Origin of the sequence: Streptomyces katrae, from assembly GCF_000717655.1 — a bacterium.
Classification (GTDB): Bacteria; Actinomycetota; Actinomycetes; order Streptomycetales; family Streptomycetaceae; genus Streptomyces; species Streptomyces katrae_B.
This window is the reverse complement of record NZ_JNZY01000016.1, coordinates 110,850-132,621: the sequence shown is the minus strand read 5'-3', so window position 1 is coordinate 132,621 and position 21,772 is coordinate 110,850. Positions and strand designations below refer to the sequence as shown.

The following is a 21,772-nucleotide window of genomic DNA, read 5'->3' as shown; positions in this document are numbered from 1 at the left end:
GGGGGGTGGGGGGCGGGGGGCCGGGGGGGGGGGGGGGCTCGGCGGGGCCCGGGATAGGGGACAAATCAGGGGTGAGCGGGGGTCGGGTCCAGGGCTGGGCCCTACAACTCCCGTGCGGGGCTGCATACGCTGTTCCCCATGACTGACGAGCGGCCGGAGAAGCCGTTGCCGGAGCTGAGGGCGTCGGACGCCGACCGTGACCGGGTGGTGGAGCGGCTGCGGGACGCCGTCGCCGAGGGCCGGATCGACATGGAGGAGTTCGAGGAGCGGCTGGAGGCGGCGTACAAGTCGAAGACGTACGCCGAACTGGAACCACTGACCCGCGACTTGCCCGCGCCGGGCGGAGTCCCGATGGCGGTCGCGGCGTCGGCGCCCCCGGTGCATGCTCCGGGGGACCGCTCGTGGCCGTCCAGGATCGGCGGCCCGGGTCTGCCCGCAGGATCGTCGCCGGCCATCGCGGTCATGTCGTCGTTCCAGCGCAAGGGCAACTGGACGGTGCCCGCCCGCCTGGACGCGGTGGCGTTCTGGGGCGGCGGCGAGCTCGACCTGCGCGAGGCGAACTTCGCGCAGCGTGAGGTGGTCATCAACTGCGTCGCGATCATGGGCGGGATCGAGATCACCGTCCCGCCGGGCGTGGAGGTCGACGTCCGGGGCATCGGCTTCATGGGCGCCTTCGACCAGCGCGACACCCCGGGCCCGGTCACCCCGGGCGCCCCGCGGGTGGTGGTGACGGGCTTCGCCTTCTGGGGCGGCGTAGAGATCAAAACCAAACCCCCGAAGCGCTCCAAGCCCCTGCCGGGCGGCCCGGACCTCCGCAAGGAGCTGTAGCGGGGCGCCGTCACCCTCGCGGCCGAACCGGAGCCTGGGCGCTCAACGAGGCGCAGCCGGGACGGCACGGGTCGTACGGGCGGTACGGGCGGCCGGAGCCCCGGGCCGGGCCCGGCCGGGGCCTCGCAGCCCGCACGGGCCGCCGGGGGTACCGGGCCCCGCTGCCCGGCCGGGCGCGGACGCCGGCCCGCGCCCGGCCGGGCAGCGAGCGCCCGGGGCCGCCGGGTCCGGTGGGGCCGTACGGGACGCCGGGCGCCCCGAGGGCAGTGAATCGGCGTGCCGGGAACTCCCCGGGGCTCCGGGGAGTCGGATGCTATGCAGACGAAACCGGCGCCCGGGGGAAGGGAGGAACACGTGGACAACCGCACCAACGCCGTAGGCACTGGGCCTGGCCCTGGCAACGGCACTGGCATTGGCGGCTTCGTGTTCAGCGAGGCCGACGAGGAGCGCCGCCGCGGCGTCCGCCGCATGAAGACCACCGCGACCGGCCTGCTGATCCTGGTCGCGCTGGTCTACGTACTGACCACCTGGGCCGAGCACTCCGGTGCCGGCGGCTGGGCCGGGTACGTCCGGGCCGCCGCCGAAGCCGGCATGGTCGGCGCGCTCGCGGACTGGTTCGCCGTCACCGCGCTGTTCCGGCGCCCGCTCGGCCTGCCCATCCCGCACACCGCGATCATCCCGACCAAGAAGGACCAGCTCGGCATCTCCCTCGGCGAGTTCGTCGGAGAGAACTTCCTCTCCCCGGACGTGGTCCGCGCACGCCTGCACGCCCTCCGCATCGGCAGCCGCCTCGGCGCCTGGCTGGCCGAGCCCGCGCACGCCGACCGCGTCACGGCCGAGCTGGCCACCGCGCTGCGCGGAGCCCTGACCGTCCTGCGGGACTCCGACGTGCAGGCCGTCGTGGGCGAGGCCATCACCCGGCGGGCCGAGACCGCCGAGATCGCGCCGGGGATCGGCAAGACCCTGGAGAAGGTCGTCGCGGACGGCGGGCACCGCCGCGTCGTCGACCTCGTCTGCATCAAGGCCCACGACTGGCTGGTGACGCACGGGGAATCGGTGATGGGCGCCGTCCAGGGCGGCGCGCCCGGCTGGACCCCGCGGTTCGTGGACCGCAAGGTCGGCGAGCGCGTGTACAAGGAACTGCTCCGCTTCCTGACGGAGATGCGGGACATGCCGGAGCACCCGGCGCGCGGGGCGGTGGACCGGTTCCTGGCGGACTTCGCGGCCGATCTCCAGTCGGACACGGACACCCAGGCCCGGGTGGAGCGCCTGAAGTCCGAGATCCTGCAGCGGGAGGAGGTCCAGGACGCGATCGCCTCCGCCTGGACCGCGATCCGGTCGATGATCATCTCGGCGGCGGAGGACGAGCACAGCGAGCTGCGGCTGCGGGTCCGGTCCTCGCTGATGTCGCTGGGGTCCCGGCTGGCGACGGACGGCCGGCTCCAGGAAAAGGTGGAGGGCTGGATCGAGGGCGCGGTGGTGTACGTGGTGACCACCTACCGGACCGAGATCACCTCGCTGATCACGGACACGGTGGCGGGGTGGGACGCCGAGCACACGTCGCGGAAGATCGAGGCCCACATCGGCCGCGACCTGCAGTTCATCCGCATCAACGGCACGGTGGTCGGCGCCCTGGCAGGGCTGCTGATCTACGCGGTGTCGCAGGCGTTCGGCGCGTAGGCCAAGCCCTCCGCCGGGGGCCGGGAGCCGGGTGGCCGGCCCCGGCGGAGGGTCTGGCGGCCGGCCTGGCCCAGCCTGCTCGGCGGGGCCGTGCCCTGTGGCCCCTGCCCTGTGGCTCCTGCCCCGTGCCCCGTGGCCCCTGCCCGGTGGTCGGGTCAGCCTCGGTCGGCGACGACCCAGGACGCGGTCGCCACGACGGCCGCGGCCCCGAGGACGGCCGGCCAGGCCCCGACCTTCTTGGCCAGCGGGTGCGCGCCCGCGAAGCCGGCGAGGTACAGCGCGCCGAGCCCGGCCGCCGCGGGGGTGCCGCCGCGCCGGTGCCATTCCCGCCCGGCGGCCAGCCCGGCCGCGCCGAGCACGACACCGCCCAGCGGACGCTTCTTCGTCCACCGGGCGACGGCGTACCCGCCGACCAGTCCGGCGGCCGCCACTGCGGAACTCGGTACGCGCGCCATGCCCAACTCCTCAAGTCGTCTGATCTGACTGATCTGGTGATCTCACTGATCTCACTTGCGCTACTACGAGGCTAACGCGGGGGCTTGACCACTCGGCGGGCCCCCAGCGCCCCCAGGACGAGCACGGCCCCGCCGACCACACCGTCCGGCACGGCGTCCTTGACGGCGCGCGGCAGCAGCGCCACCACACCCAGGACGAGAAGGAAGGCGAGCACGCACCGGCCGGTGGCCCGAAGCAGTCTGTCCACGGGCTGCTCAACGCGCCTCGCGTCGCCCCGACACGGAGCGCGGGGAGGGGATTTGTCGCACACTCGCCGGATCCGTGCGATACGTGCTCCAGGAACCGGTCCGGCATAAATTGACTCTCCCATCCCAAACGGGAAAAAGAGGAGCTCGGACATCGTGATCTGCTACGGACGGGCCGTCCTCGACCTCGCGGACGAACTGGTCGACGCCTATGCCGACGTCTTCTCCGCTCCGCCGTGGAACGAAGACGAAGAAACCATTCGCCAGTTCGCGGTCCGCCTCCAGGCCGACGCCCGGCGCCGTGGTTTCCGTACGGCTCTGGCCCAGTCCGCGGCCGGCATCGACGGCTTCGCCACGGGCTGGCTCACCCCGGCCGCGTTCCCCAAGGACCGCGGGTACGCCCAGGTCGCGGCGCAGCTCGGCCCGGAGCGCGTGCGGGAACTCCTGACGGGTGCGCTGGAGATAGGCGAGCTCGCCGTACGCCCCTACGCGCGCGGCCACGGCACGGGCCGGACCCTGCTCACCGAGATCACCGCCGATGCCCCGGACCGGCGGGCCTGGCTGCTGACCTCCCGCCTGGCCACCGACACGGTGGCCACGTACCGGCGCCTGGGGTGGCACGAGGTCACCGCCCGGCCGGGCACGCAGACGGGGGTGATCGTCTTCCTGTCCCCGGACCACCCGGGCCGCTAGGTGTCCCCGGCCCGGGTCAGGGCATACCGCCGGCATGATCACACCGCAGCAGACGCCAGACCACACCCGGCCACCGACCCACCGGCCTCCCGGCCGGACGGCAACCGGCCGGAGGACCGTGCAGTCGGCCGGGCAGGCGACGAATGCCCGCGGGCCCGGGAAGGCGACCGGGCGGACGGCCGCCGCCCACGCGGCCCGCCGGCAGTTCAACCTGGCCACCCGCCACCAGCTCATCAGCGCAGGGGTGCCCGACGGCACGATCACCTCCCGCACCCGCCCGGGCGGGCCCTGGCAGCGCTTGCTGCCCAGGGTCTACCTCCTGCAGACCGGCCCCCCGGACCACCGCCAACGAGCCCTCGCCGCCGTCCTGTACGCCGCCGAGCCCGCCGCGGACCCGCTGTCCGGCGACACGGCCGTCCTCACCGGCGGCGCCGCCCTGGCCCTCCTCGGCATCCGCGACGTCCCGTACGCCCCGGCCGACGTCCTGGTCCGCGCCCCGCGCCCCGCGCCGGCTCACCGGGACCCCGGAGGTCCGCCCGCTGGCCACCGCGCGCTGGCCGCGAACCATCGCGGTGTCCGGCATCCCGAGCACCCGCCCGGTGCGCGCGGCGGCCGACTTCGCCGCCCGGGCCGAGGACCCCGACCGCATCCGCTCGACCCTGGCCCACGTGGTCCAGTCCGGCTGGTGCCACCCGCAGGACCTGCACGCCGAGCTCCGCGCGGCCCGCCTCCTCACCCGCCCCGCGATCCGCGCCGCCGCGTCGGAACTCGTCGCCGGGGTCCGCTCGATCGCCGAGGCCCTGGCCCGGGACACCCTCACGGCGACGGACCTCCCGACCCCGCTGTGGAACACCCGGCTGTACACCCCGGACGGCACGTTCCTGGCCAGCCCGGACGCGTACTGGCCCGACGAGGGCGTCGCCCTGGAGATCGACTCGGCGGAGTACCACTACACCCGCGACGCCTGGCACGCCACCCTCCTGCGCCGCCTGCGCCTGGAGTCCCACGGCATCCTGGTGGTCAGCGCAACCCCGTCGATGATCCGCGACACCCCGCCCCAGGTCATCGCCGCCGTCCGCACCCTCCTCACCCTGGCCGCAACCCGCCCCACCCCACCCACAGCCCAAGCCCGCGGCCACCAACAGCTCTCTCTGCCACTGCCGTTCGGTCACTGACTGGCAGCCGCCAGCAGGAAGCCGACATCCTCGTGCCTGCCGGCATGCTGGAACGCGGCGGTGATGTTCAGCACGGCCTGCCGGTCAGCGCGTTCGGTGACACCGGAGAGCACAGATTCCGCAGCCGCGTTCAGCCCTGCGGTCCGGCAGGAGTCGACGGCTGCGATGAGTTCGGGCGCGGACAGCGTCCTACCAGCACGCCACAAGAGCAGTCCGGCGTCGCGTTCCCTGCCGCTCGAGATGAACCCGGTCAGGGTCTCCAGCTCGGTCCACTGGGCCCGAGGGGAGTCCCTGTGCGGCCGGTCCCCCTCCTCAGGGGGGACCGGCACCTTCCTCCGAGCCGACGCCGCCAGCACGGAGGCGCGCGACAGAGCTCTGGAGCGGGAGCGCAGACGTCGTCTCAGCGAACGAGGAGGAAGCGGCTGCGGGCCAGACGGACGTCTATTGGGTTCAGGAACCGGGCCCGGGCTGGACACGGGACTTGAGGCGGGGGAAGCCGGCGACTCGTCAGGCGGATCTACCGGCGGGGGCTTGTCTCCCCCGGCGTGCGGGACGCAGTTGCAGTGCTGCACTCGGGCGCGCCGCCGCAGTTCCAGAAGGTCATCCAGGGAACAGGGAAGCTCCAGGCCTGCGTTGCCCGCCGTCTCCACTTCCTGCTGGACTGTCCGGAAGAACGCCGTGACCTGTGGCTCCTCCGGGATCCGACCGCCATTGAGGTGGTTGGAGAGAGTCGTTGCCACGATGTGCCCGTGCCGGGCGATCTCGGCCTGGGTTCGCGTGCTGCAGTCGCGGACCTTGCGCAGCATCGTCACGAACGTCCGGTGTTCTTCAGACAGTCCAAATGGCAGCGCTTTCCAATTTCTCGGCTTCCGTGGCACCACAACTCCAATCTCCCCGCTCAAAACTGGTTCCTCGAAGTCTTCCGGTAAAAGTCCGTCAGGTGAACCGCCTCATGTTTTCATCTGCCCTCGAAACTGGATGAAGGGTGGCTTTGGCGTCCTGTGCTGCGTAAGAGTTGTGGAGGCCGCCGGGAGTGCTGGTGGGGGATCCTCGTGCACACGGCGGCACTTCGTGACTGACGCGAACAAGGAGAGAGTCAATGGGGCTTCCGTCCTGGACGGACCAGAAGCTTGGCACCATGAAGCGTGCCGGGCTGTGGCTTGTCGCCGTGGTGGGGGAGGGGAATGTCTTCACGAAGGAAGACGTGAAGAAGGCCTTCCCCGGGGTGAGCCAGGCGGACCGCAGGGTGCGGGATCTGCGGGATTTCGGGTGGCGGATCGACACCAACCGCGAAGACCTGACGCTCGGGCAGCACGAACAGCGTTTCGTGGCGCAGGGCGACCCGGTCTGGGAACCCGGGAAGGGGACGCGGCCGGCCGCGTCTATCACGGACACCCAGCGACGTGAGGTTCTGGCGCGTGACGGGCACCACTGCCGGTCGTGCGGCATCACGTCGGGAGAGACGTTCCCGGGCACGTACGTGTCGGCCCAGCTCGATATCGCGCGGCGCCCCGTGCTGCAGCCGGACGGAACCACCCTCGTGGAACACGTGGCCGAATGTAACCGCTGCCGTGTCGGCGGCAGGGGGCTGACGGCTGACCTTCCCGACGTTCTGGCTCGCCTGAGCCGGCTCGGTGGCATGGACCGCAAGACCTTGGCGGACTGGATGCTCGCGGACGCGCGGGAGTTCGCAGAGGTGGAGCGCCTGTGGGCGGCGATCCGGACGCTGCCGGCCGATGCCCGGAACACGGTCCGCGAGGCCCTCTCGCTGCCCCCGGTCTGACAATAGGCACGACACTGGGGCCGGGTGTGAACCCGGCCCCTCGATTAGCCCCACGCACATCATGGACCTGCAGTCAGAAGGAGAACACCCCGTGAGCATGGACTTCGGCCGGCCGCCCCGCGCCGTCGAGAACCAGGAACTGGTGGAGAAGCGGCTCAAGGAAGTCAGCGCCGACGGCAGGCTGCAGGAGACGCTGACGGTCGAGTGGCGGACGAAGCCCCTGGTGGTGCAGGTCATCGATATGCCCATCGATCAGGTGTACTTCAACCCTTCGACGCACCGGATCCGGGCGCAGCGCACGTTCGATCCCGCCCGTGACGGGCTGCTCACGGCTAACCCCTGGGGCTCCGAGGGCCAGGACTACCTCGACTACCTGCTCAAGGCCCTCCCTTCGAACCCGGCCAAGCGGGACGTCGACTTCGACGAACTCATGAGCAGCCTCAAGGAGTACCGCCAGAACGAGCCGGGACTTATCACGCGTGACGGAATTCTCGTCAACGGCAACACCCGTGTGGCGGCTCTGCGCGAGCTTGGAGTGCCGAGCGTCCGGGTCGGCGTCCTCCCGGAGTCCTGCACCTGGACCGATATCAACGCGGTTGAGTTGTCCCTTCAGCTCCGTCATGACACGCGCCGGCCGTACTCGTACATCAACCGGCTGCTCACTATCGAAGAGCAGGTCACCGCGGGTCGGCCGATTGCTGAGATCGCGAAGGAGTTCCGCATCCGGACGGAGACAGCGGAGCAGGACCGATGGGTTCTGGCCACGCTCAACGACCTCGTGAACCGTTCCAAGACCGGTCCGGCCGAGCTCAAGCTGATGGATTTCGAGGACCAGCAGGAAAAGCTGAGGGAGCTCCACCGCGCCTTCGCCAAGGCCTCGCGGCAGAATCCGGCCCAGGCCGACCTGCTGAAGGAGAACAAGCTCGCCCTGATCGTGCTCGACTTCTCCAAGACGGACGTCCGTCTCGCGGACGTTGACTTCCGGGCTCGCTACCTTCAGCGCCACCTCTCCGAGGACCTCCAGAAGGTTCCTGCCCAGCCGCAGGAGGCCCGGGTGATCCCAGGGCTGAACCGTGCTGTGCGGGGCGACAGCCCCCAGGTGGCGGTGGCCAAGGAGTTCACGAACCTGCTGTTGCGGGCCAAGGCGGTGGAACGTGCGCCCGAGACGGTGACCCAGGAGGAGTCCGACCAGGCGGCCGCCCTGTGGAAGCAGGCGCGTGAAGCGGTGGAAGAGGCCCTGGTGCCGGCGGGCAAGGATGCCCGGGTCCGCAAGCGGAAGCAGGCCGCGCCGGACCGGCTCCACGATGCCGTCCAGAGCATCGATCAATGCGTGACCGACATGACGCTCGCCCGCGCCTCGCGCAACCTGGACGAGGAGACCCTGGATGAAGCCCTCCTCTCCCTCAAGGGCAGTCTGCTCAAGCTTGCCCGTGAGGCCGCGCGGATCGAGGAACACGGCGAGGGCGTCGCGTGGCTGCTCGCCGCGGTGCGGCAGGAGCAGGCGTGACCGAGCAGAGTGAACTGGGCGACCTGTCCCTGCGGATCGGCTTTGACGTCACACGGACCAAGGCTGTCCTCCGCGCCGCAGAGCCGTTCGGCGTCGATCTGACGCATCTGGCCGCGGGGTTTCCCGTAGGGGGTCAGCGCGGTCCCCTGACGCTGGAAGTACCCCTCGACGACTTCCTGTCGGGTCTCCACATCCTGTCGGACTGGCCGCACGCCGAATCCGTGGAATGGGAGGGAGAGCTCCTCACCCTCGTCAACGACGTCCTCGACGACGCGGACCAGGCAGCCGACTACCTGGACCACAGCACCGAGCGCGTTGACGGGGTGGAGGCCGGATCCCTCCCCGGCAGTCTCGGTGCTGGGTGGCGGGCGGATCTGACCAGCTTTCAGCGCCGGGACATCGCCCGGCTGCTCTCCATGCGCCATGGTGCGAACTTCAGCGTCCCGGGGGCGGGTAAGACCCGGGTCGGACTCGCCGTGTACGCGGCGACGAAGGAGAAGGGCGACGCCCGGAGGCTGCTGGTCGTCAGCCCGAAGTCCGCCTACGAGTCGTGGATCACCGAAAGCGGCGAATGCTTCGACCAGGCGCCGGTGACCAAGGTCATGGGAAGGGGCCCGGATCCGCACGCCGAGATCATGGTGATCAACTACGAGCGGCTCGACCGCTCCCTCACCGGGCTGGCGGGCTGGCTGCGGGCCGCGCCCTCCATGGTGATCCTGGACGAAGCGCACCGGATGAAGCTCGGAGCGGACGGCACGTACGGAAGCGCCTGCATGGCTCTGGGCCCCCTGAGCCGCCGACGGCTGATCCTCACGGGCACGCCCGCCCCGAACGGGGCACGGGATCTGGAGAACCTGTTGTCATTCGTCTGGCCCGGTCATGGACGCCGGGTGGTGACCCAGGCGGTGGCGGGCGGGGACCTCGCGCATGCCAGCTCCGTGCTGCGGCCGCTCTTCACACGGACCACGAAGAAGGAACTGGGGCTGCCGCCCTTCCAGCCGGTCATCCGCTCGGTGCCTCTGGACGGTCTGCACAGAGAGATCTACGACGCCCTCGTGGGGCGCTTCACCGCCCGGGCGGAATTGTCCCGTGAGGATTTCGATGGCCTGGGCAAGGCGATGCTCAGGCTGCTCATGGCTGCTACGAGCCCCGCCCTGCTGGTCGAAGGGACCAGCAAGTACGAGCCCCTCAATTTCCAGGTGCCTCCTCTGGAGATCCCGGAAGGAGAGTCGCTCTTCAAGCTGCTCCAGAACCTGCACCAGCACGAGGTGCCGCCGAAATATCTCGAAGTCCGCGACATCGTGTCGAAAAACGCGGCCGCCGGGCGGAAGACATTGGTGTGGTCGACGTTCGTGCGGAATATCACCAGCCTGGAACGGGTCCTCGGAGACTTCCAGCCCGCCGTGGTCCATGGCGGTACGGCGGACAGGGAGGAGGAGATCCGCAGGTTCCGGGCGGACGCGGACTGCAGCGTCCTGATCTCCAACCCGGCCACCCTGGGCGAAGGCATCAGTCTTCACCGTGAGTGCCACGACGCGGTCTATGTCGACCGGGATTTCATGGCAGGCCGGTTCCTTCAGAGTCTGGACCGCATCCACCGCCTGGGGCTGGCCCCGGACACGCAGACCCGGGTGACCGTGCTTGCCTCCTCTGGCACGATCGATGAGGTGGTGGCGCTCAGGCTCGCGGAAAAGCTCGAGTTCATGGGTGCGATCCTCGATGATCCATCAGTCCGGCAGCTGGGTGATCTCCAGGAGGAAGGCCCTGTGACGGCGGGCATGGACGAAGCCGATGTGCGCGCCCTCCTGGAGCACATGGGGGCGGCGCCGGCCCGGTGAGACCACCGTGGCGAACGTGCGCCAGCTGACGGGTGGCGCACCAGCTCCTGCCAGGAGGGGGCGCGCTGTCAGTGGCAGATGCGACACTTGCCTGTCTGCATCTGCCACACCAGGAGGACTCGATGGGTGCCAGCGAGCGAACGCTGACCTCGATTGAGATTTGCGCCGGAGCCGGGGGACAGGCCATCGGCCTCCACCAGGCAGGCTTCAGCCACCTAGCGCTCGTCGAGATCGACCAGTACGCCGCGGCGACGCTGCGCCGCAACATCGCTCATCGAGACGGCTGGGAATTCGAGCGTGAATACTGCGACATCATCCACAAGGATGTCAATGAATTCAAGCCGCTCAGTGAACTGGAAAAGCCGGTCGGATACCTTGGTGGGCCGCTCAAGGAACGCGATCTTGACCTTCTCGCGGGCGGAGTCCCGTGCCCCCCTTTCTCGCATGCGGGAAAGCAGCTGGGCAAGGATGACGAGCGTGACCTGTTCCCTCGCATGCTTGAACTCGTCGACGAGCTCAAGCCGAAGGCCGTCATGATCGAGAACGTCCGGGGAATTAAGGACGACAAGTTCCAGGACTACCGCGACTGGGTGGTGGCGCGCCTGGAAGGCGGCGTTGCCAAGGACCCGCAGACCGGTGAGAAAGTCGAGTACAAAGGCGACTACCGGGTCTGCGGCTGGGAAGTTCTCGAGGCCAGCGACTTCGGAGTGCCGCAGCTACGCCCGCGGGCCATCCTCGTAGCCATCCGGACCGACGTGCTGGGGGATGCAGAATTCGAGTGGCCGGAGCCGAAGCCGGGAGCGTTTACGGTACGGGCTGCTCTTGGCACGTCGATGAGAGCGCGGTTCAAGCCCTTCGTGGACAAGGGCGGGGTGCTGGGAGCCAAGGCACAGGAAGCCCTTGAGCGTTGGGAAGGCAAGCCCGACGGGATCGCCCCGACACTCGTCGGCGGATCCAAAAAGCATGGCGGCGCCGACCTTGGCCCCAGCCGTGCGAAGGCCGCGTGGAAGCTCTTCGGAGTCAATGCCCTGGGCGTCGCCAACTCACCTGACGAAGTTGAGGACAAGAAGAGCTGGGAACGGGACCTCCTCCGCGAAGAAGGCCCGATGCTGACCGTCACACAAGCCGCGATCATCCAGGGCTTCCCCGAAGAGTGGGACTTCGCAGGGGACAAGAAGACGGAGAAGCCGCTGCCGGGTAAGACTGCCCAGTACCGTCAGGTAGGCAACGCATTCCCCCCGCCGGTGGCCCACGCCGTCGGCGAGTCCATTGCCAAGGTGCTGCGCGCCGCGCGCCCCGCAGGGCAGAGCGGCAGTTAACCGTCGTCTCCGGTCCGGGAGCGGCTCTGACGCTCCCGGACCGCTTGGGCGATCTCCGCCGCGCAGCGGCCCGATTCCTCATGCTCCCAGAAGCGGAGCACGAGCCAGCCGGCTTCCGTCAGCTTCTGGTCGGTATCGCGGTCGCGGGCGATGTTCCTGGCAACTTTCTCCGACCAATAGCCTGGGTTCGTTCTCGGCGGTACGTAGTGCTCTGGGCAGCCGTGCCAGTAGCAGCCGTCGACGAAGACGGCCACCTTGGCCGGCCGGAAGACGAGGTCCGCCGTCCGGCGGAGATCCGGAACCGGGCGGACGGCAACCCGGTAGCGCAGCCCCTGCGCGTGGACGAGTCGGCGGATGACCTTCTCAGGATTCGTATCGCGGCTCCTGATGGCCTGCATATTGCGCCGACGAGCTGCTGAGGAAGCCCAGGAACCTTCGGGCGGCTGCCAGTCCGGCTCATCCGGCACTGCTGTGCTCTCCGTCCATCCGCAAGGCGATCCAGTCCTCAGGCCCCAGCGTGATCTTGTGGGCCGCCGCAATGTCCCGCTGCTCCGGAAACTTGCCACACAGCAGCGTAAGGCCGCCACGTTCCAGGCTCGCCCTCACGTTCCGGGCGCGCCTCAGAGGGTCGTGCTTTCCTGCCCCTACCGTCGAGAGCACGCTGCGCGGGATCACGTGCCCTGCCAGGAACTGGAACATCATCGTGAGCCGCGGCTCCTGACCCGGCTTCTCGGCCAGCACCTGCCCGGCTTGTTCCGGCGTGAGGAGGGTCAGGGGATTCACGGGGAGCGGAGTCCAGTCGTAAAGCGGAAAGCTCCAGTTATCGCGGGCGTGCACCGCGAGCCCACGCTTGCCATCGCGGTTGCCTGCGCCACGGTAGAGCCAGGAACGGTGCGCGCGGACCAGCCATGAACGGTGCCTGCTCTTCCCCAGCTGTATCTGCGTGCAGATGCAGACCTGGCATTGCGCCTCGGCTGGGATCGACCAGTTGGATCCCACGGTCGCTTTGATGTCGACGGGCACGTCGGCGATCAGGGTGTCGAGCGGAGGCTCTTTCGGCAGACCGAAAGACCGTAGTACCTCGTACTCGAGTTTGGCGCCGACCGAGGCCTTCTCACCCGGATGGACGTCGGGGGCCAGCAGGTCGTACCGGCCTGTCCTGGGGCCGTCGAGGACGTAGTCGATCGCATTGGCTATGGCGCGCGTGTAGAGCCCCCCAACGTTGCGAGTCCGCAGCGAGTCCACCACGGCCAGCATTTCGGAGTCCTGCTCCGGAGCCAGCAGGACGTGCTCTCCGGCTAGCGTATTGACGCAGACCTCCCCCGGCTCCTGCAGAACGAGCCGTCGGCCTCTGCTCATCGGCCCTCAGCCTCGGCGGAGCCGTGGCACTCCGCGTACGGCTTGCCCGAGGTGCACCAGCAGGGGGACGTGGGGGTGGGGGGCCAGGGGGTGGCTTTGCCGCGGGCTGCCAGGGTCGTGGCGTATTCCGGGAGGAGGGACGGGGAGGCCGGGGAGGTTTTCTCCGATGCCGCGAAGGCCTCGTACGAGGGGACGCTCGCCGTCACGATGCCGAGGTTCGTCGTACCCGAGGCCGCCAGGGCACGCAGGGACGTCTCGATCTCCCGCAGGTGCGCCTCGTGCGAGGGGTACTCCGCCGACAGCGTGGGGTACGACGTGAGGAGCTCGGCCAGTTCCCGCTGGGGCCAGTGGAGGATCGCCACCGGGAACGGGCGGGACAGGGCGGCGCGTCGGTCGCCCAGTTCGGCGCGGAGGCGGGCGATCTCGGCGCGGAGCTCGGCCGGGTCGTCGGAGCCGAGGGCCCAGATGCGCTTCGGGTCGTGGAGCTCGTCCAGCGGAATCGGGCCGATGTGGCGGGTGTCGGCGACCATGTCCCAGTCGTCGTGCGGGAGTCCGAGGAGGCGGCGGACGCGGTGGCGGCCCGTCAGGAGGGCCGTGGTGGCCGGGGTGAGGGGCGCACTCTCCGTGATCAGGAGGGTGGCCGCCTGGGTGAAGCACTCCTCCGAGGCGGTCAACTCGTCGTGGGCTTCGAGGGCTTCCGCAATGACCTCCCAGGGGGCCGGGTCCGCGGGGGCCGCCGCGCGGATGCCCTGGATGAGGGCGCGGGCCTCGGGCTCGTGGCCGTACTCCCACAGGTTCGCGGCCTGGAGCGCCTTGATCAGGTGGGGGTCGGCGGGTGAGGCGGCGAGGAGCTGGTCGTACAGCGCGCTGGCGCGGTCCCGGGCGTCACCCAGTTCGAGGTGGGCCGCGGCCTGGAGGAGCAAAGGCTCCTGGTCCTCGGGGTAACGGGTCGCCGTGCGGATGAGGCGCTCGGCTTCGGCGATGTGCTCGGCAGGCGTGTCAGGGCGCATGGTTCACACCGTACTGCGGCTGGTCTGTTGACGGGGGAGGACTTAAGGTGCAGCCCGTGCGGGATCACATGCGTGTGGTGGTGCAGGGGAGCGGGCGACGCTCTCGCCGGGCCGGTCTCGCCGGGGTGCTGTGGGGCGCCGCCGAACTGGCCGTCACCGTGGGCGTGGTGGTGTTGTTGCTGGTGGTGCACCAGGTGTGGTGGACCAACCGGCAGGCCCTCGCCGGCGCGCACGAGCAGGTCCGGGAGTTGGAGAGGGAGTGGAGCCTCCCTGCTGATGTGGGTTCCGATGCCTCCGCGGCTGCGGAGCCTTCCGTGGCGCCTTCTGTTTCTGCTTCCGCTGCTGCGTCCGGGGCGCCGGTCGCCTCCGCGGCGCCGGCTCCGCCCGCCGCCCGGCCGACGCCGGCGCCGGAGTCGGCGTACGGGGTGCTGCGCATCCCGCGGCTCGGTGTCGTCGTGCCCGTCGCGCAGGGGGTCGACAAGCGGGCCGTGCTGGACAAGGGGTACGCCGGGCACTACCCGGGGACCGCGCAGCCCGGGGCGCAGGGGAACTTCGCGCTCGCCGGGCACCGCAACACCCACGGCGAGCCGTTCCGGTACATCAACCGGCTGCGGGCGGGGGACGAGCTGATCGTCGATGTACGGGGGCGGCGGTACACGTACGTGGTGGGGAAGGTGCTGGCGGAGACCAGCGAGCGGGACACCGGAGTGATCGCGCCCGTGCCGCGCAGCACGGTCCGGCCGGAGTACGGGTACGGCGAGCCGGGCGCGTACATCACGCTCACCACCTGCACTCCCGAATACACCTCCACATATCGGCTCGTGGTGTGGGGAACTTTGAGGAGATAGCCCGCGTCCTTGTATGCAGTGAGTACGGATCTCGGGAGGGGGGCGGACAGTATGGCTCGGCATGATCATGGGCGGCTGGTGATGCCGCTGCTGATGTCCCTCCTGATCTCCCTGCTCCTGTTCGCCGGGCTTCTCGGGTTCCTCGGGCTGTTCGCCGGGGAGGGCGGGCTGCGCGGGCTCGGGGCCGTCGTGGTCGCGCTCGCCGCCACCGTCGCCGTGGGTGCCGCGGCGCTCGCCGCCCGGCTGGTACGGCCCGTGCCGCCCCACCGCATACGCACCGCGATACGTGATCGTGAGCAGCGCACTGCGTTCCTGCCGCAGCGCGATCCCGATGCCTCGGGCCGGTCGCGGCCCAGGGCGCCCGGCCGGCTCGTCCTGACGGCCGCGTAGGGGCACCTGCTCCATTCCTGTTGGTCTGCCGTCGTGCCCCTCGTGGTCGTCGCGCCGAAATGCAGTTCTTTCGACGTTGACGAGACCCCTCGGAGGGCCCGCGTGTCCGTTTTCACCTCTCTTGTTGTCGAGCTGGGCCGGTTCCTGGAGCCGGTACTGGCCGAGTCCGCGACCGCTGCCGCGATCGTGCTGTTCACCGTGCTCGTACGGCTCGCCCTGCATCCGCTGAACCGGGCCGCGTTCCGCGGTGCGACCCCGGTGGCCGGATGTCTGCCCGTACTGCTCCAGCTGCCGGTGTTCTTCCTCATGTACCAGGCCTTCTCCTCGTCCGGGGAGCTGCTGGACCACCGGCTGTTCGCCGCCCCGCTCGGGGCCAGGTGGAGCGATGCCCTCGGGGACGGCGGCTTCCTCGGGGCGCAGGGGCTGGTCTTCCTCGGGCTGTTCGCCGCCATTGCGGCGGTCGCCGCGTGGAGCGCCGTTCGGGGGCGGCGTACTGCCGCCCTGGCTGCTGCAGCGGCGGCTTCGGCTCCGGTGGCGGCCGTCCCCCGGGCAAAGGGCAAGTCCGGGGTCGCCGCCGAGGTGAGCGCCGAGCAGCAGGAGATGCTGCGCAAGCTGGGCGGCGTACTGCCGTTGCTGTCGTTCGGGACGCTGATCACGGCGGCCGTGGTGCCGCTGGCCGCCGGGCTGTACCTGGTGACCACCACCGCATGGTCCGTGGCGGAGCGGGCCTGGCTCCAGTACCGCAAGGAGGCGGCCGAGGGCCGCGAGCGTTCCAGTCTGTGAACAGGGTCTTGCGGATGGGGCGGCCATCTTGGAGGATCAACCAATTCTCCGATGGCCGCAACCCATCGGCAGGCCCGTGCTTGCCCATGGGCCGACCACCCACGACCACGGGAGAATGCCCATGAAGCTGCTGCGTGTCGGACCGGTCGGAGCGGAGCGTCCCGCGCTGCTCGACCAGGACGGGACCCTGCGCGACCTGTCCGGCCTGATCACGGATGTGGACGGCGCCCTGCTCGCCGACGACTCCGTGCTGTCCCGGGTACGGGACGCGGCGGCGGCCGGCGAGCTTCCGGTGCTGGACGCGGAGGGCCTGCGGATCGGTGCGCCGGTGGGCAGGATCGGCAAGATCGTGGGCATCGGGCTGAACTACTTCGGGCACGCGGCCGAGATCGGTGCGGAGCCGCCGGCCGAGCCCATCCTGTTCCTCAAGGCCGCGGACACCGTGGTCGGCCCGGACGACACCGTGCTGATCCCGCGCGGCAGCGTGAAGACCGACTGGGAGGCCGAGCTCGGCGTCGTCATCGGCGCCGCCGCCCGCTACCTGTCCTCCGCTGCGGAGGGCCTGGCGCACGTGGGCGGATACACGCTGGTCAACGACGTCTCGGAGCGCGAGTTCCAGATCGAGCGCGGCGGCACCTGGGACAAGGGCAAGAACTGCGAGACGTTCACCCCGCTGGGGCCGTGGCTGGTCACCGCCGACGAGGTCGAGGACCCGCAGGTCCTTGACGTGAAGCTGTGGGTCAACGGCGAGCTCAGGCAGGACGGAAACACCGCCGACCAGATCTTCCCGGTCGGCGAGGTCGTCCGGTACCTGAGCCAGTTCATGACCCTGTACCCGGGCGATGTCATCGTCACCGGCACCCCGGCGGGAGTGGCCATGGGCCAGCCGGAGCCGAAGCCGTACCTGCGCGCCGGTGACGTCGTGGAGCTGGAGATCGAGGGCCTCGGGCGTCAGCGCCAGGAGTTCAAGAGCGCGTAGCCGCGAGCGGGCGGGCGAAGCGTGAGGGGGGCCGCCTTTGGCGGTCCCCCCTCCCCTCCGGTCACCTCCGGATGCGTGCGTACGGACGCGGTGCCGGCCGGTCAGCCCTTCGAGGACCCGCGGCGTCGGCGGCCGGCGAAGACCAGGCCCGCGCCCGCGCCGAGCGCCGCGGCGCCGCCGCCCGCGATCAGGGCGGTCCGGGTGCCCGTGCTCGCGAGCGTGCCGGACCCGCCCACCGCGGTCAGCTGGGTGGTGCCGTTCGCCGTCGTGCCTGTGGCCACCGTGTGCCGGACGCTGCCGTCCTTGCCCGCGTCCGTCTTGCCGCTCTGCGCGTCGGCGGCGGCCTTGTCCTTGTCGCGTGCCGTGAACTGCCCGGTCTTCAGGAACTCGACGCGGTCCGCGGGCGTGCCATTGATCGCGGTGATCGCGGCCTTCTTCAGTTCCGGGCCGGCCTTGTTGAGCATCGCCCAGATCAGGACCATGTTGTCGTCGTCGCGCAGCTCGTGCTGCGTGGTCGTCACGAACGTGCGCAGCTCCGCCGGGGTCGGGTTCCCCTTCAGGAGGCGGATGATGCCCTCCTTGAGGCCCGGGCCGGCGCCGTCGAGCATCGCGAACAGCGCCACCCGGTCGTCCACCGCCCGGATCTTGTGCTGCCCGTGCGCGACGAACTCGCGGACCTCCTCCGGCGTCCCGCTGTCCAGCAGCCGGTTGACCGCCTCGGTGATCCCGCGGCCGGCCCCGTCGAGCATGCGCGCCAGCTCGACCCTGTCGTCCTCGAAGCGGGCCGTGTGCTGTCCGTTCTCGAGGAACTCGGTCAGCGCGGCCTGGGTGTCCGCCTTCAGTGCGGCCTTGCCGGCCTTCTGTACGGCCGGGCCGCCGGCGCTGATGATCTGCGAGACCCGTACCCGGTCGTCGGTGAGCTGCTCGCGGGCCCACTCCACCTCGAGGAACTTCCGCATGTCCGCGGCCGATCCCCTGAGCGCCTTCTCGGCCGCCTCGCGTACGCCCGGCCCGCTCGACGGGTCCGCGAGGATCGCCTGGATGGCGGCCCGGTCCTTCGCCGCCTGGGGGCCCTCGGCCGGGTTCTCGGCCGGCTTGTCCGCGGGCCTGTCCGCGGGCCGGTCCGCGGGCTTGTCCTCCGGCTTCGCAGCCGGCCTGTCCGCGGGCCGCGCCGCCGGTTCGTCCGCGGTCTGGTCCGGCACGGTCGGAGCGGCCGGTGCGGCCGGTGCGGCGGGCGCCGGGGAGTCGGCGGCGAAGGCCGGAGACGCGAGCAGGACGGCCGGGGCCATCGCGGCGGTGGCGACGACCGATGCGATCCGGGGCAGCTTCACAGACAGGTTCCGTTCTTCACACATGTGATGATCTACAACCTGTGCAGGATAGATGGCCCCTGCACCTCAAACTGTCCATTTTCAAGACATGGCGGCACCCAGCTCTACGGTCACTCCGTCCCGGGACGAGATCCGCGCCGCCTCCAGCACCGCAAGGCACTGCGCAGCCTCGTGCGCGCTGACCGGCGCCGGGCCGCCTTCGCGCAGGGCCGCCGCCACCGCCGCGTAGTACGCGGGGTAGTCGCCCGGCACGGTCGGCACCGGGGCCCCGCCGCCGGTCAGCGGGGACTCGCCGGAGCCCACCCGGCCCCACAGGTGCTCGGGCTCCTCGCCCCACGGGGTCTCCCCGACGCCCGGCCGCTGCCCGTCGCGCAGGGCCGCCTCCTGCGGATCCAGCCCGTACTTCACGTAGCCCGCGCGGGAGCCCAGCACACGGAAGCGCGGACCCAGCTGCGCGGTGGTGGCGCTGACGTAGAAGTGGGAACGGACGCCGTTCGCATGCGTGACGGCGATGAAGGTGTCGTCGTCCGCCTCGGCGCCGGGGCGGCGTACGTCGGTCTCCGCGTACACGCGCACGGCCGGGCCGAACAGCACCAGCGCCTGGTCGACGACATGGCTGCCGAGGTCGTACAGCAGGCCGCCGACCTCCTCCGGGGCCCCGGACTCGCGCCAGCCGCCCTTGAGCTGCGGGCGCCACCGCTCGAACCGGGACTCGAAGCGCTGGATCTCGCCGAGTTCGCCGTCGGCGAGGAGGCGGCGCAGGGTGAGGAAGTCGTTGTCCCAGCGGCGGTTCTGGAACACGGACAGGAACGTGCCGGTCTTGTCGGCGAGGGCGGCGAGTTCGCGGGCCTCGGCGGCGGTGGCGGCGAGCGGCTTGTCCACGACGACCGGGACGCCGGCGTTGAGCGCGGCGCTGGCGAGCGGGACGTGGGTCTTGTTGGGGGAGGCGACGACGATCAGGTCGAGGGCCGGGGTGAGGTCCCAGAGCTCCTGCGCGGAGCCGACGATCCGGACGCCGGGGTACGCCTCGCGCGCCTGGGCCTGCCGGCCGGGGTCGGAGGTGACGACCGTGTCGAGGACGAGGCCGTCCGTGGCCGAGACGAGCGGCGCATGGAAGACGGAGCCGGCGAGTCCGTAGCCGACGAGGCCGACGCGGAGGGGGGCGGAGGCGGAGGTGGTGGCGGTCATGGCTCCCACTTTGGCAACAGTGTTGCCTAAGTGCAAGGAGGGTGGACAATGGAGAGGTGGACCGGGAGAGCAAGGGCAACGGAAGCGGCGTGAACCTGCCGGCGCTGCGCGGGCACAACGACGCGCTGGTGCTCGGCCTGCTGCGCGAGGCGGGCATCGAAGGCCTCAGCCGCGCTGACCTCGCGGCGCTCACACGTCTCACCCCGCAGGCCGTCAGCAAGATTGCGGCGCGGCTGCGGGCGGAGGGGCTGGTCGCCGAAGCCGGGCGCGGCGAGTCCACCGGGGGCAAGCCGCGGACGCTGCTCCGGCTGGTCTCGGGTGCCCGGCACGCCGTCGGCGTCCACGCGGACCGCGACGAGCTGCGGGCGGTACGGGTGGACATTGCGGGCACCGTCGTCGACCGGCTCCGAGGCCCCCTGGACTTCCGGGCCGGACCGGAGGCCACCGCGGAGGAGGTCGTACGCGCCGTGATCCGGCTGTGCGGGGAGGCGGGAACGCGGTCCCTGCTGGGCGTGGGCGTCGCCACGCCGGGGCCGCTGGACTGGCAGACGGGCGTACTCGGGCGGGTGACGGGACACCCCGACTGGGAGGGGTTCCCGCTGCGGCAGGCGGTGGCGGAGCGGCTCGGAGCCGAGGCCCCGCCGGTGGTGCTGGACAAGGACACCAGCGCGGGCGCCGCCGCCCCCGGCCGCCGTGCCTTCGAAACCTCGCTCTACCTGCACCTGAGCACCGGGCTGGGGGCCGGGCTCCGGCTCAACGGCGAGGTCTACCGGGGGGAGCGGTCCGCGGCCGGGGAGTTCGGACACCAGGTCCTGAGCCTGGACGGCCCGCCCTGCCGGTGCGGAGGCCGCGGTTGCGCGGAGGTGCTCTGTCTCGCCGCGGTGGCCCGCGGCGACCTCCCGGAGGCAGCGCGGATCCTGGGCGAGGGCGCTGCGAACGTGGTCGCGCTGCTGGACGTGGACCGGGTGTGGCTCGGGGGGCGGGTGGTGGACTCCGCCCCGGAGGTTTTCACGCAGGGCGTCCGCCGCGTCCTGGCGGCCCGCACCCTGGGCGGCCCGATTCCGGAGGTCGCCGCGTCCGAGGACGGCGTCGCCGAAGGCGCGGCGGAACTGGCCCTGGCCCCGCTCTTCGGCCGCGTGCGCTGAGGGTCCATCGCCCGGCGCGATCACGCAGCCTTCCGCGGTGGCCGTCCGTGCGTCGCGGCGCCGTCCGTGCATCGAGGCCGTCCGTGCATTGAGTGAGGCGCCGTCCGTGCACCGAGGCCGTCCGTGCTTCACGTCCGTCCCCCGGAACCGTGATGCGGCGGCGGATTCCTGGCGCGACGTCATGCAACGCGCCGGCCTGCGTGTGGGGGTGAGCCGGTGCTGTCGCCGAGGGGCGCGGTGACGGTGGTGACGGTGTGGGTGCCGCCCGGCGGTGGGTGCGCCGCCGGCGGCGAGCCCGTGGGGGCGGTGGCCCGGCCCCGTGGGCCGATCAGGCGTAAGCGCGGGGTGGGGTGGCGTGGCGGGAGGAGGGGGGTGTGGGGGCGTGGGAGGGTGCGGGGAGGCCGGGGTGATTGTCGCCTCGTCCGACCATCCTCCCGTCCGGCGAGCAGCGAAGCGAAGGTCTTCCATGCGACTGCGCAAAGCCCTTGCCCTTTCCGCCGCCCTGGTCGTCGTCGCCCTCTCCGCGCCGAACTCCGCCGCGGACATCGGCAACGGCGGCGGCGCCCACCCCGCGCCCGCGCTGCCGTCCCGGATCGAGGCCACCTGCGGCGACGGGAAGAGCACCGCCTTCCCCATCGGTGCCCGGATCCGGGGCGGGCCGGCCGTGTACCGGACCGGCGGCGGGCCGCAGACCTGGTTCCTGGACCTCACGAACACGACGAACTCCGAGTGCACCGCCATCCACCCCGTCGTGGTGTTCACGGACAAGGCCCGCGCCCTGCTCCCCGCCCACTTCCGGATGGAGTTCGAGGCCCCCGGCGGAACCCTCCCCGTCAGCCTCGAGCGGAGTGACCGCGACGAGATCATCGCCGTCTTCGACGGCGGCGAGGCCTTCTCCGGCTTCGCCGTGCGCGGCGGAGGCTCGCTGACCGTCACGGTCCGCCTGTCCTTCGCGCCCAGCGCCCCCGCCGGCGAGGTGGTCGCCGACGCCGCCCTCGTGCAGCGGCGGGCCGACGACGGCGACTGGGTCGGCGAGGCCGGCGGCTACCGGTTCTCCATCGAGGGCCCCGAGGAGGAGAGGGGCGAGGCCGGCGCCCTCGCCCACACCGGGCCCCGCGACTGGGCGTTCGCCGCGGGCGCCGCGGCCGCCCTCGCCGCCGGCGGCGGCCTCCTGCTGACGGCCCGCCGACTGCGAACCCCCGCATAGCCGGGCCG

General features: G+C 71.3%; 23 protein-coding genes. 15 read left to right on the top strand and 8 right to left on the bottom strand.

What is annotated here, in order from left to right; all coding sequences use genetic code 11:
- The first annotated feature begins 138 nt into the window (after positions 1 to 138).
- Both IF09_RS0121140 and IF09_RS0121135 read left to right on the top strand, forming a co-directional pair.
- Positions 139 to 828: a DUF1707 SHOCT-like domain-containing protein gene (locus tag IF09_RS0121140; protein ID WP_078613372.1), complete on the top strand. Its 690-nt coding sequence runs from the start codon at positions 139 to 141 to the stop codon at positions 826 to 828.
- 315 nt (positions 829 to 1,143) lie between these two features.
- Positions 1,144 to 2,508, top strand: a complete 1,365-nt coding sequence (locus tag IF09_RS0121135; RefSeq protein ID WP_030297992.1) for a DUF445 domain-containing protein — start codon at positions 1,144 to 1,146, stop codon at positions 2,506 to 2,508.
- Between the two features lie 155 nt (positions 2,509 to 2,663).
- Here the strand turns inward: IF09_RS0121135 and IF09_RS0121130 are convergent, their stop codons facing one another.
- Together IF09_RS0121130 and IF09_RS45715 are read right to left on the bottom strand one after the other, a co-directional pair.
- Positions 2,664 to 2,963, bottom strand: a complete 300-nt coding sequence (locus IF09_RS0121130; protein WP_030297991.1) for a hypothetical protein — start codon at positions 2,961 to 2,963, stop codon at positions 2,664 to 2,666.
- A gap of 71 nt (positions 2,964 to 3,034) precedes the next feature.
- Complete coding sequence (locus IF09_RS45715; RefSeq protein WP_158710014.1) at positions 3,035 to 3,211, bottom strand: hypothetical protein; 177 nt, start codon at positions 3,209 to 3,211, stop codon at positions 3,035 to 3,037.
- 154 nt (positions 3,212 to 3,365) lie between these two features.
- On the opposite strand from IF09_RS45715, the gene IF09_RS0121120 reads away from it, so the two are divergent.
- Together IF09_RS0121120 and IF09_RS45710 are read left to right on the top strand one after the other, a co-directional pair.
- Complete coding sequence (locus tag IF09_RS0121120) at positions 3,366 to 3,902, top strand: GNAT family N-acetyltransferase (protein WP_199920459.1); 537 nt, start codon at positions 3,366 to 3,368, stop codon at positions 3,900 to 3,902.
- Positions 3,903 to 4,474: 572 nt separating this feature from the next.
- Positions 4,475 to 5,077 carry a hypothetical protein gene (locus tag IF09_RS45710; RefSeq protein ID WP_051832710.1) on the top strand — a complete coding sequence of 201 codons (603 nt, stop codon included), beginning with the start codon at positions 4,475 to 4,477 and terminating at the stop codon, positions 5,075 to 5,077.
- Here the strand turns inward: IF09_RS45710 and IF09_RS0121110 are convergent.
- A complete protein-coding gene (locus IF09_RS0121110) occupies positions 5,071 to 5,406 on the bottom strand; it encodes a hypothetical protein (RefSeq protein ID WP_030297989.1) in 336 nt (111 codons plus the stop codon). The two genes, IF09_RS45710 and IF09_RS0121110, sit on opposite strands and share 7 nt — an antisense overlap.
- Positions 5,407 to 5,640: 234 nt before the next feature.
- On the opposite strand from IF09_RS0121110, the gene IF09_RS45705 reads away from it, so the two are divergent.
- The 5 genes from IF09_RS45705 to IF09_RS0121090 all read left to right on the top strand — a co-directional run bounded on the left by IF09_RS45705 (position 5,641) and on the right by IF09_RS0121090 (position 11,524).
- A complete protein-coding gene (locus tag IF09_RS45705; protein ID WP_158710013.1) occupies positions 5,641 to 6,006 on the top strand; it encodes a hypothetical protein in 366 nt (121 codons plus the stop codon).
- Between the two features lie 170 nt (positions 6,007 to 6,176).
- The gene (locus tag IF09_RS0121105) at positions 6,177 to 6,860 is read left to right on the top strand and encodes a hypothetical protein (protein WP_030297988.1); all 684 of its coding nucleotides are present in this window, start codon (positions 6,177 to 6,179) and stop codon (positions 6,858 to 6,860) included.
- Positions 6,861 to 6,957: 97 nt separating this feature from the next.
- Positions 6,958 to 8,367 carry a transcriptional regulator gene (locus IF09_RS0121100; protein WP_324606857.1) on the top strand — a complete coding sequence of 470 codons (1,410 nt, stop codon included), beginning with the start codon at positions 6,958 to 6,960 and terminating at the stop codon, positions 8,365 to 8,367.
- Positions 8,364 to 10,205 carry a DEAD/DEAH box helicase gene (locus IF09_RS0121095; protein WP_078613371.1) on the top strand — a complete coding sequence of 614 codons (1,842 nt, stop codon included), beginning with the start codon at positions 8,364 to 8,366 and terminating at the stop codon, positions 10,203 to 10,205. Before IF09_RS0121100 ends, IF09_RS0121095 begins: the two co-directional genes overlap by 4 nt.
- Before the next feature lie 122 nt (positions 10,206 to 10,327).
- The gene (locus tag IF09_RS0121090) at positions 10,328 to 11,524 is read left to right on the top strand and encodes a DNA cytosine methyltransferase (RefSeq protein ID WP_037635577.1); all 1,197 of its coding nucleotides are present in this window, start codon (positions 10,328 to 10,330) and stop codon (positions 11,522 to 11,524) included.
- Here the strand turns inward: IF09_RS0121090 and IF09_RS0121085 are convergent.
- The 3 genes from IF09_RS0121085 to IF09_RS0121075 form a co-directional block, all read right to left on the bottom strand.
- On the bottom strand, positions 11,521 to 11,991 hold the full coding sequence (locus IF09_RS0121085; protein WP_078613370.1) for a very short patch repair endonuclease: 471 nt from the start codon (positions 11,989 to 11,991) through the stop codon (positions 11,521 to 11,523). The two genes, IF09_RS0121090 and IF09_RS0121085, sit on opposite strands and share 4 nt — an antisense overlap.
- On the bottom strand, positions 11,981 to 12,781 hold the full coding sequence (locus IF09_RS0121080; RefSeq protein ID WP_158710012.1) for a NaeI family type II restriction endonuclease: 801 nt from the start codon (positions 12,779 to 12,781) through the stop codon (positions 11,981 to 11,983). Before IF09_RS0121080 ends, IF09_RS0121085 begins: the two co-directional genes overlap by 11 nt.
- Before the next feature lie 98 nt (positions 12,782 to 12,879).
- Entirely contained in the window at positions 12,880 to 13,893 is a 1,014-nt protein-coding gene (locus tag IF09_RS0121075) for an SEC-C domain-containing protein (protein ID WP_030297981.1), read from the bottom strand.
- 68 nt (positions 13,894 to 13,961) lie between these two features.
- Between IF09_RS0121075 and IF09_RS0121070 the strand changes: the two genes are divergently transcribed.
- The 4 genes from IF09_RS0121070 to IF09_RS0121055 all read left to right on the top strand — a co-directional run bounded on the left by IF09_RS0121070 (position 13,962) and on the right by IF09_RS0121055 (position 16,893).
- Positions 13,962 to 14,741, top strand: a complete 780-nt coding sequence (locus IF09_RS0121070; RefSeq protein ID WP_030297980.1) for a class E sortase — start codon at positions 13,962 to 13,964, stop codon at positions 14,739 to 14,741.
- A gap of 81 nt (positions 14,742 to 14,822) precedes the next feature.
- Complete coding sequence (locus IF09_RS0121065; RefSeq protein ID WP_051832709.1) at positions 14,823 to 15,131, top strand: DUF6412 domain-containing protein; 309 nt, start codon at positions 14,823 to 14,825, stop codon at positions 15,129 to 15,131.
- Positions 15,132 to 15,233: 102 nt separating this feature from the next.
- On the top strand, positions 15,234 to 15,914 hold the full coding sequence (locus IF09_RS0121060) for a YidC/Oxa1 family membrane protein insertase (protein WP_030297976.1): 681 nt from the start codon (positions 15,234 to 15,236) through the stop codon (positions 15,912 to 15,914).
- 121 nt (positions 15,915 to 16,035) lie between these two features.
- Positions 16,036 to 16,893: a fumarylacetoacetate hydrolase family protein gene (locus IF09_RS0121055; RefSeq protein ID WP_030297974.1), complete on the top strand. Its 858-nt coding sequence runs from the start codon at positions 16,036 to 16,038 to the stop codon at positions 16,891 to 16,893.
- 101 nt (positions 16,894 to 16,994) lie between these two features.
- On the opposite strand, the gene IF09_RS40455 is transcribed toward IF09_RS0121055, so the two are convergent.
- Positions 16,995 to 18,224 carry an ALF repeat-containing protein gene (locus tag IF09_RS40455; protein WP_037635573.1) on the bottom strand — a complete coding sequence of 410 codons (1,230 nt, stop codon included), beginning with the start codon at positions 18,222 to 18,224 and terminating at the stop codon, positions 16,995 to 16,997.
- An 81-nt stretch (positions 18,225 to 18,305) separates the two neighbouring features.
- Entirely contained in the window at positions 18,306 to 19,412 is a 1,107-nt protein-coding gene (locus IF09_RS0121045) for a Gfo/Idh/MocA family oxidoreductase (RefSeq protein ID WP_030297970.1), read from the bottom strand.
- A 41-nt stretch (positions 19,413 to 19,453) separates the two neighbouring features.
- On the opposite strand from IF09_RS0121045, the gene IF09_RS0121040 reads away from it, so the two are divergent.
- On the top strand, positions 19,454 to 20,557 hold the full coding sequence (locus IF09_RS0121040) for an ROK family transcriptional regulator (RefSeq protein WP_037635572.1): 1,104 nt from the start codon (positions 19,454 to 19,456) through the stop codon (positions 20,555 to 20,557).
- Between the two features lie 466 nt (positions 20,558 to 21,023).
- Entirely contained in the window at positions 21,024 to 21,764 is a 741-nt protein-coding gene (locus tag IF09_RS40450) for a hypothetical protein (RefSeq protein WP_037635571.1), read from the top strand.
- Positions 21,765 to 21,772 lie beyond the last annotated feature (8 nt).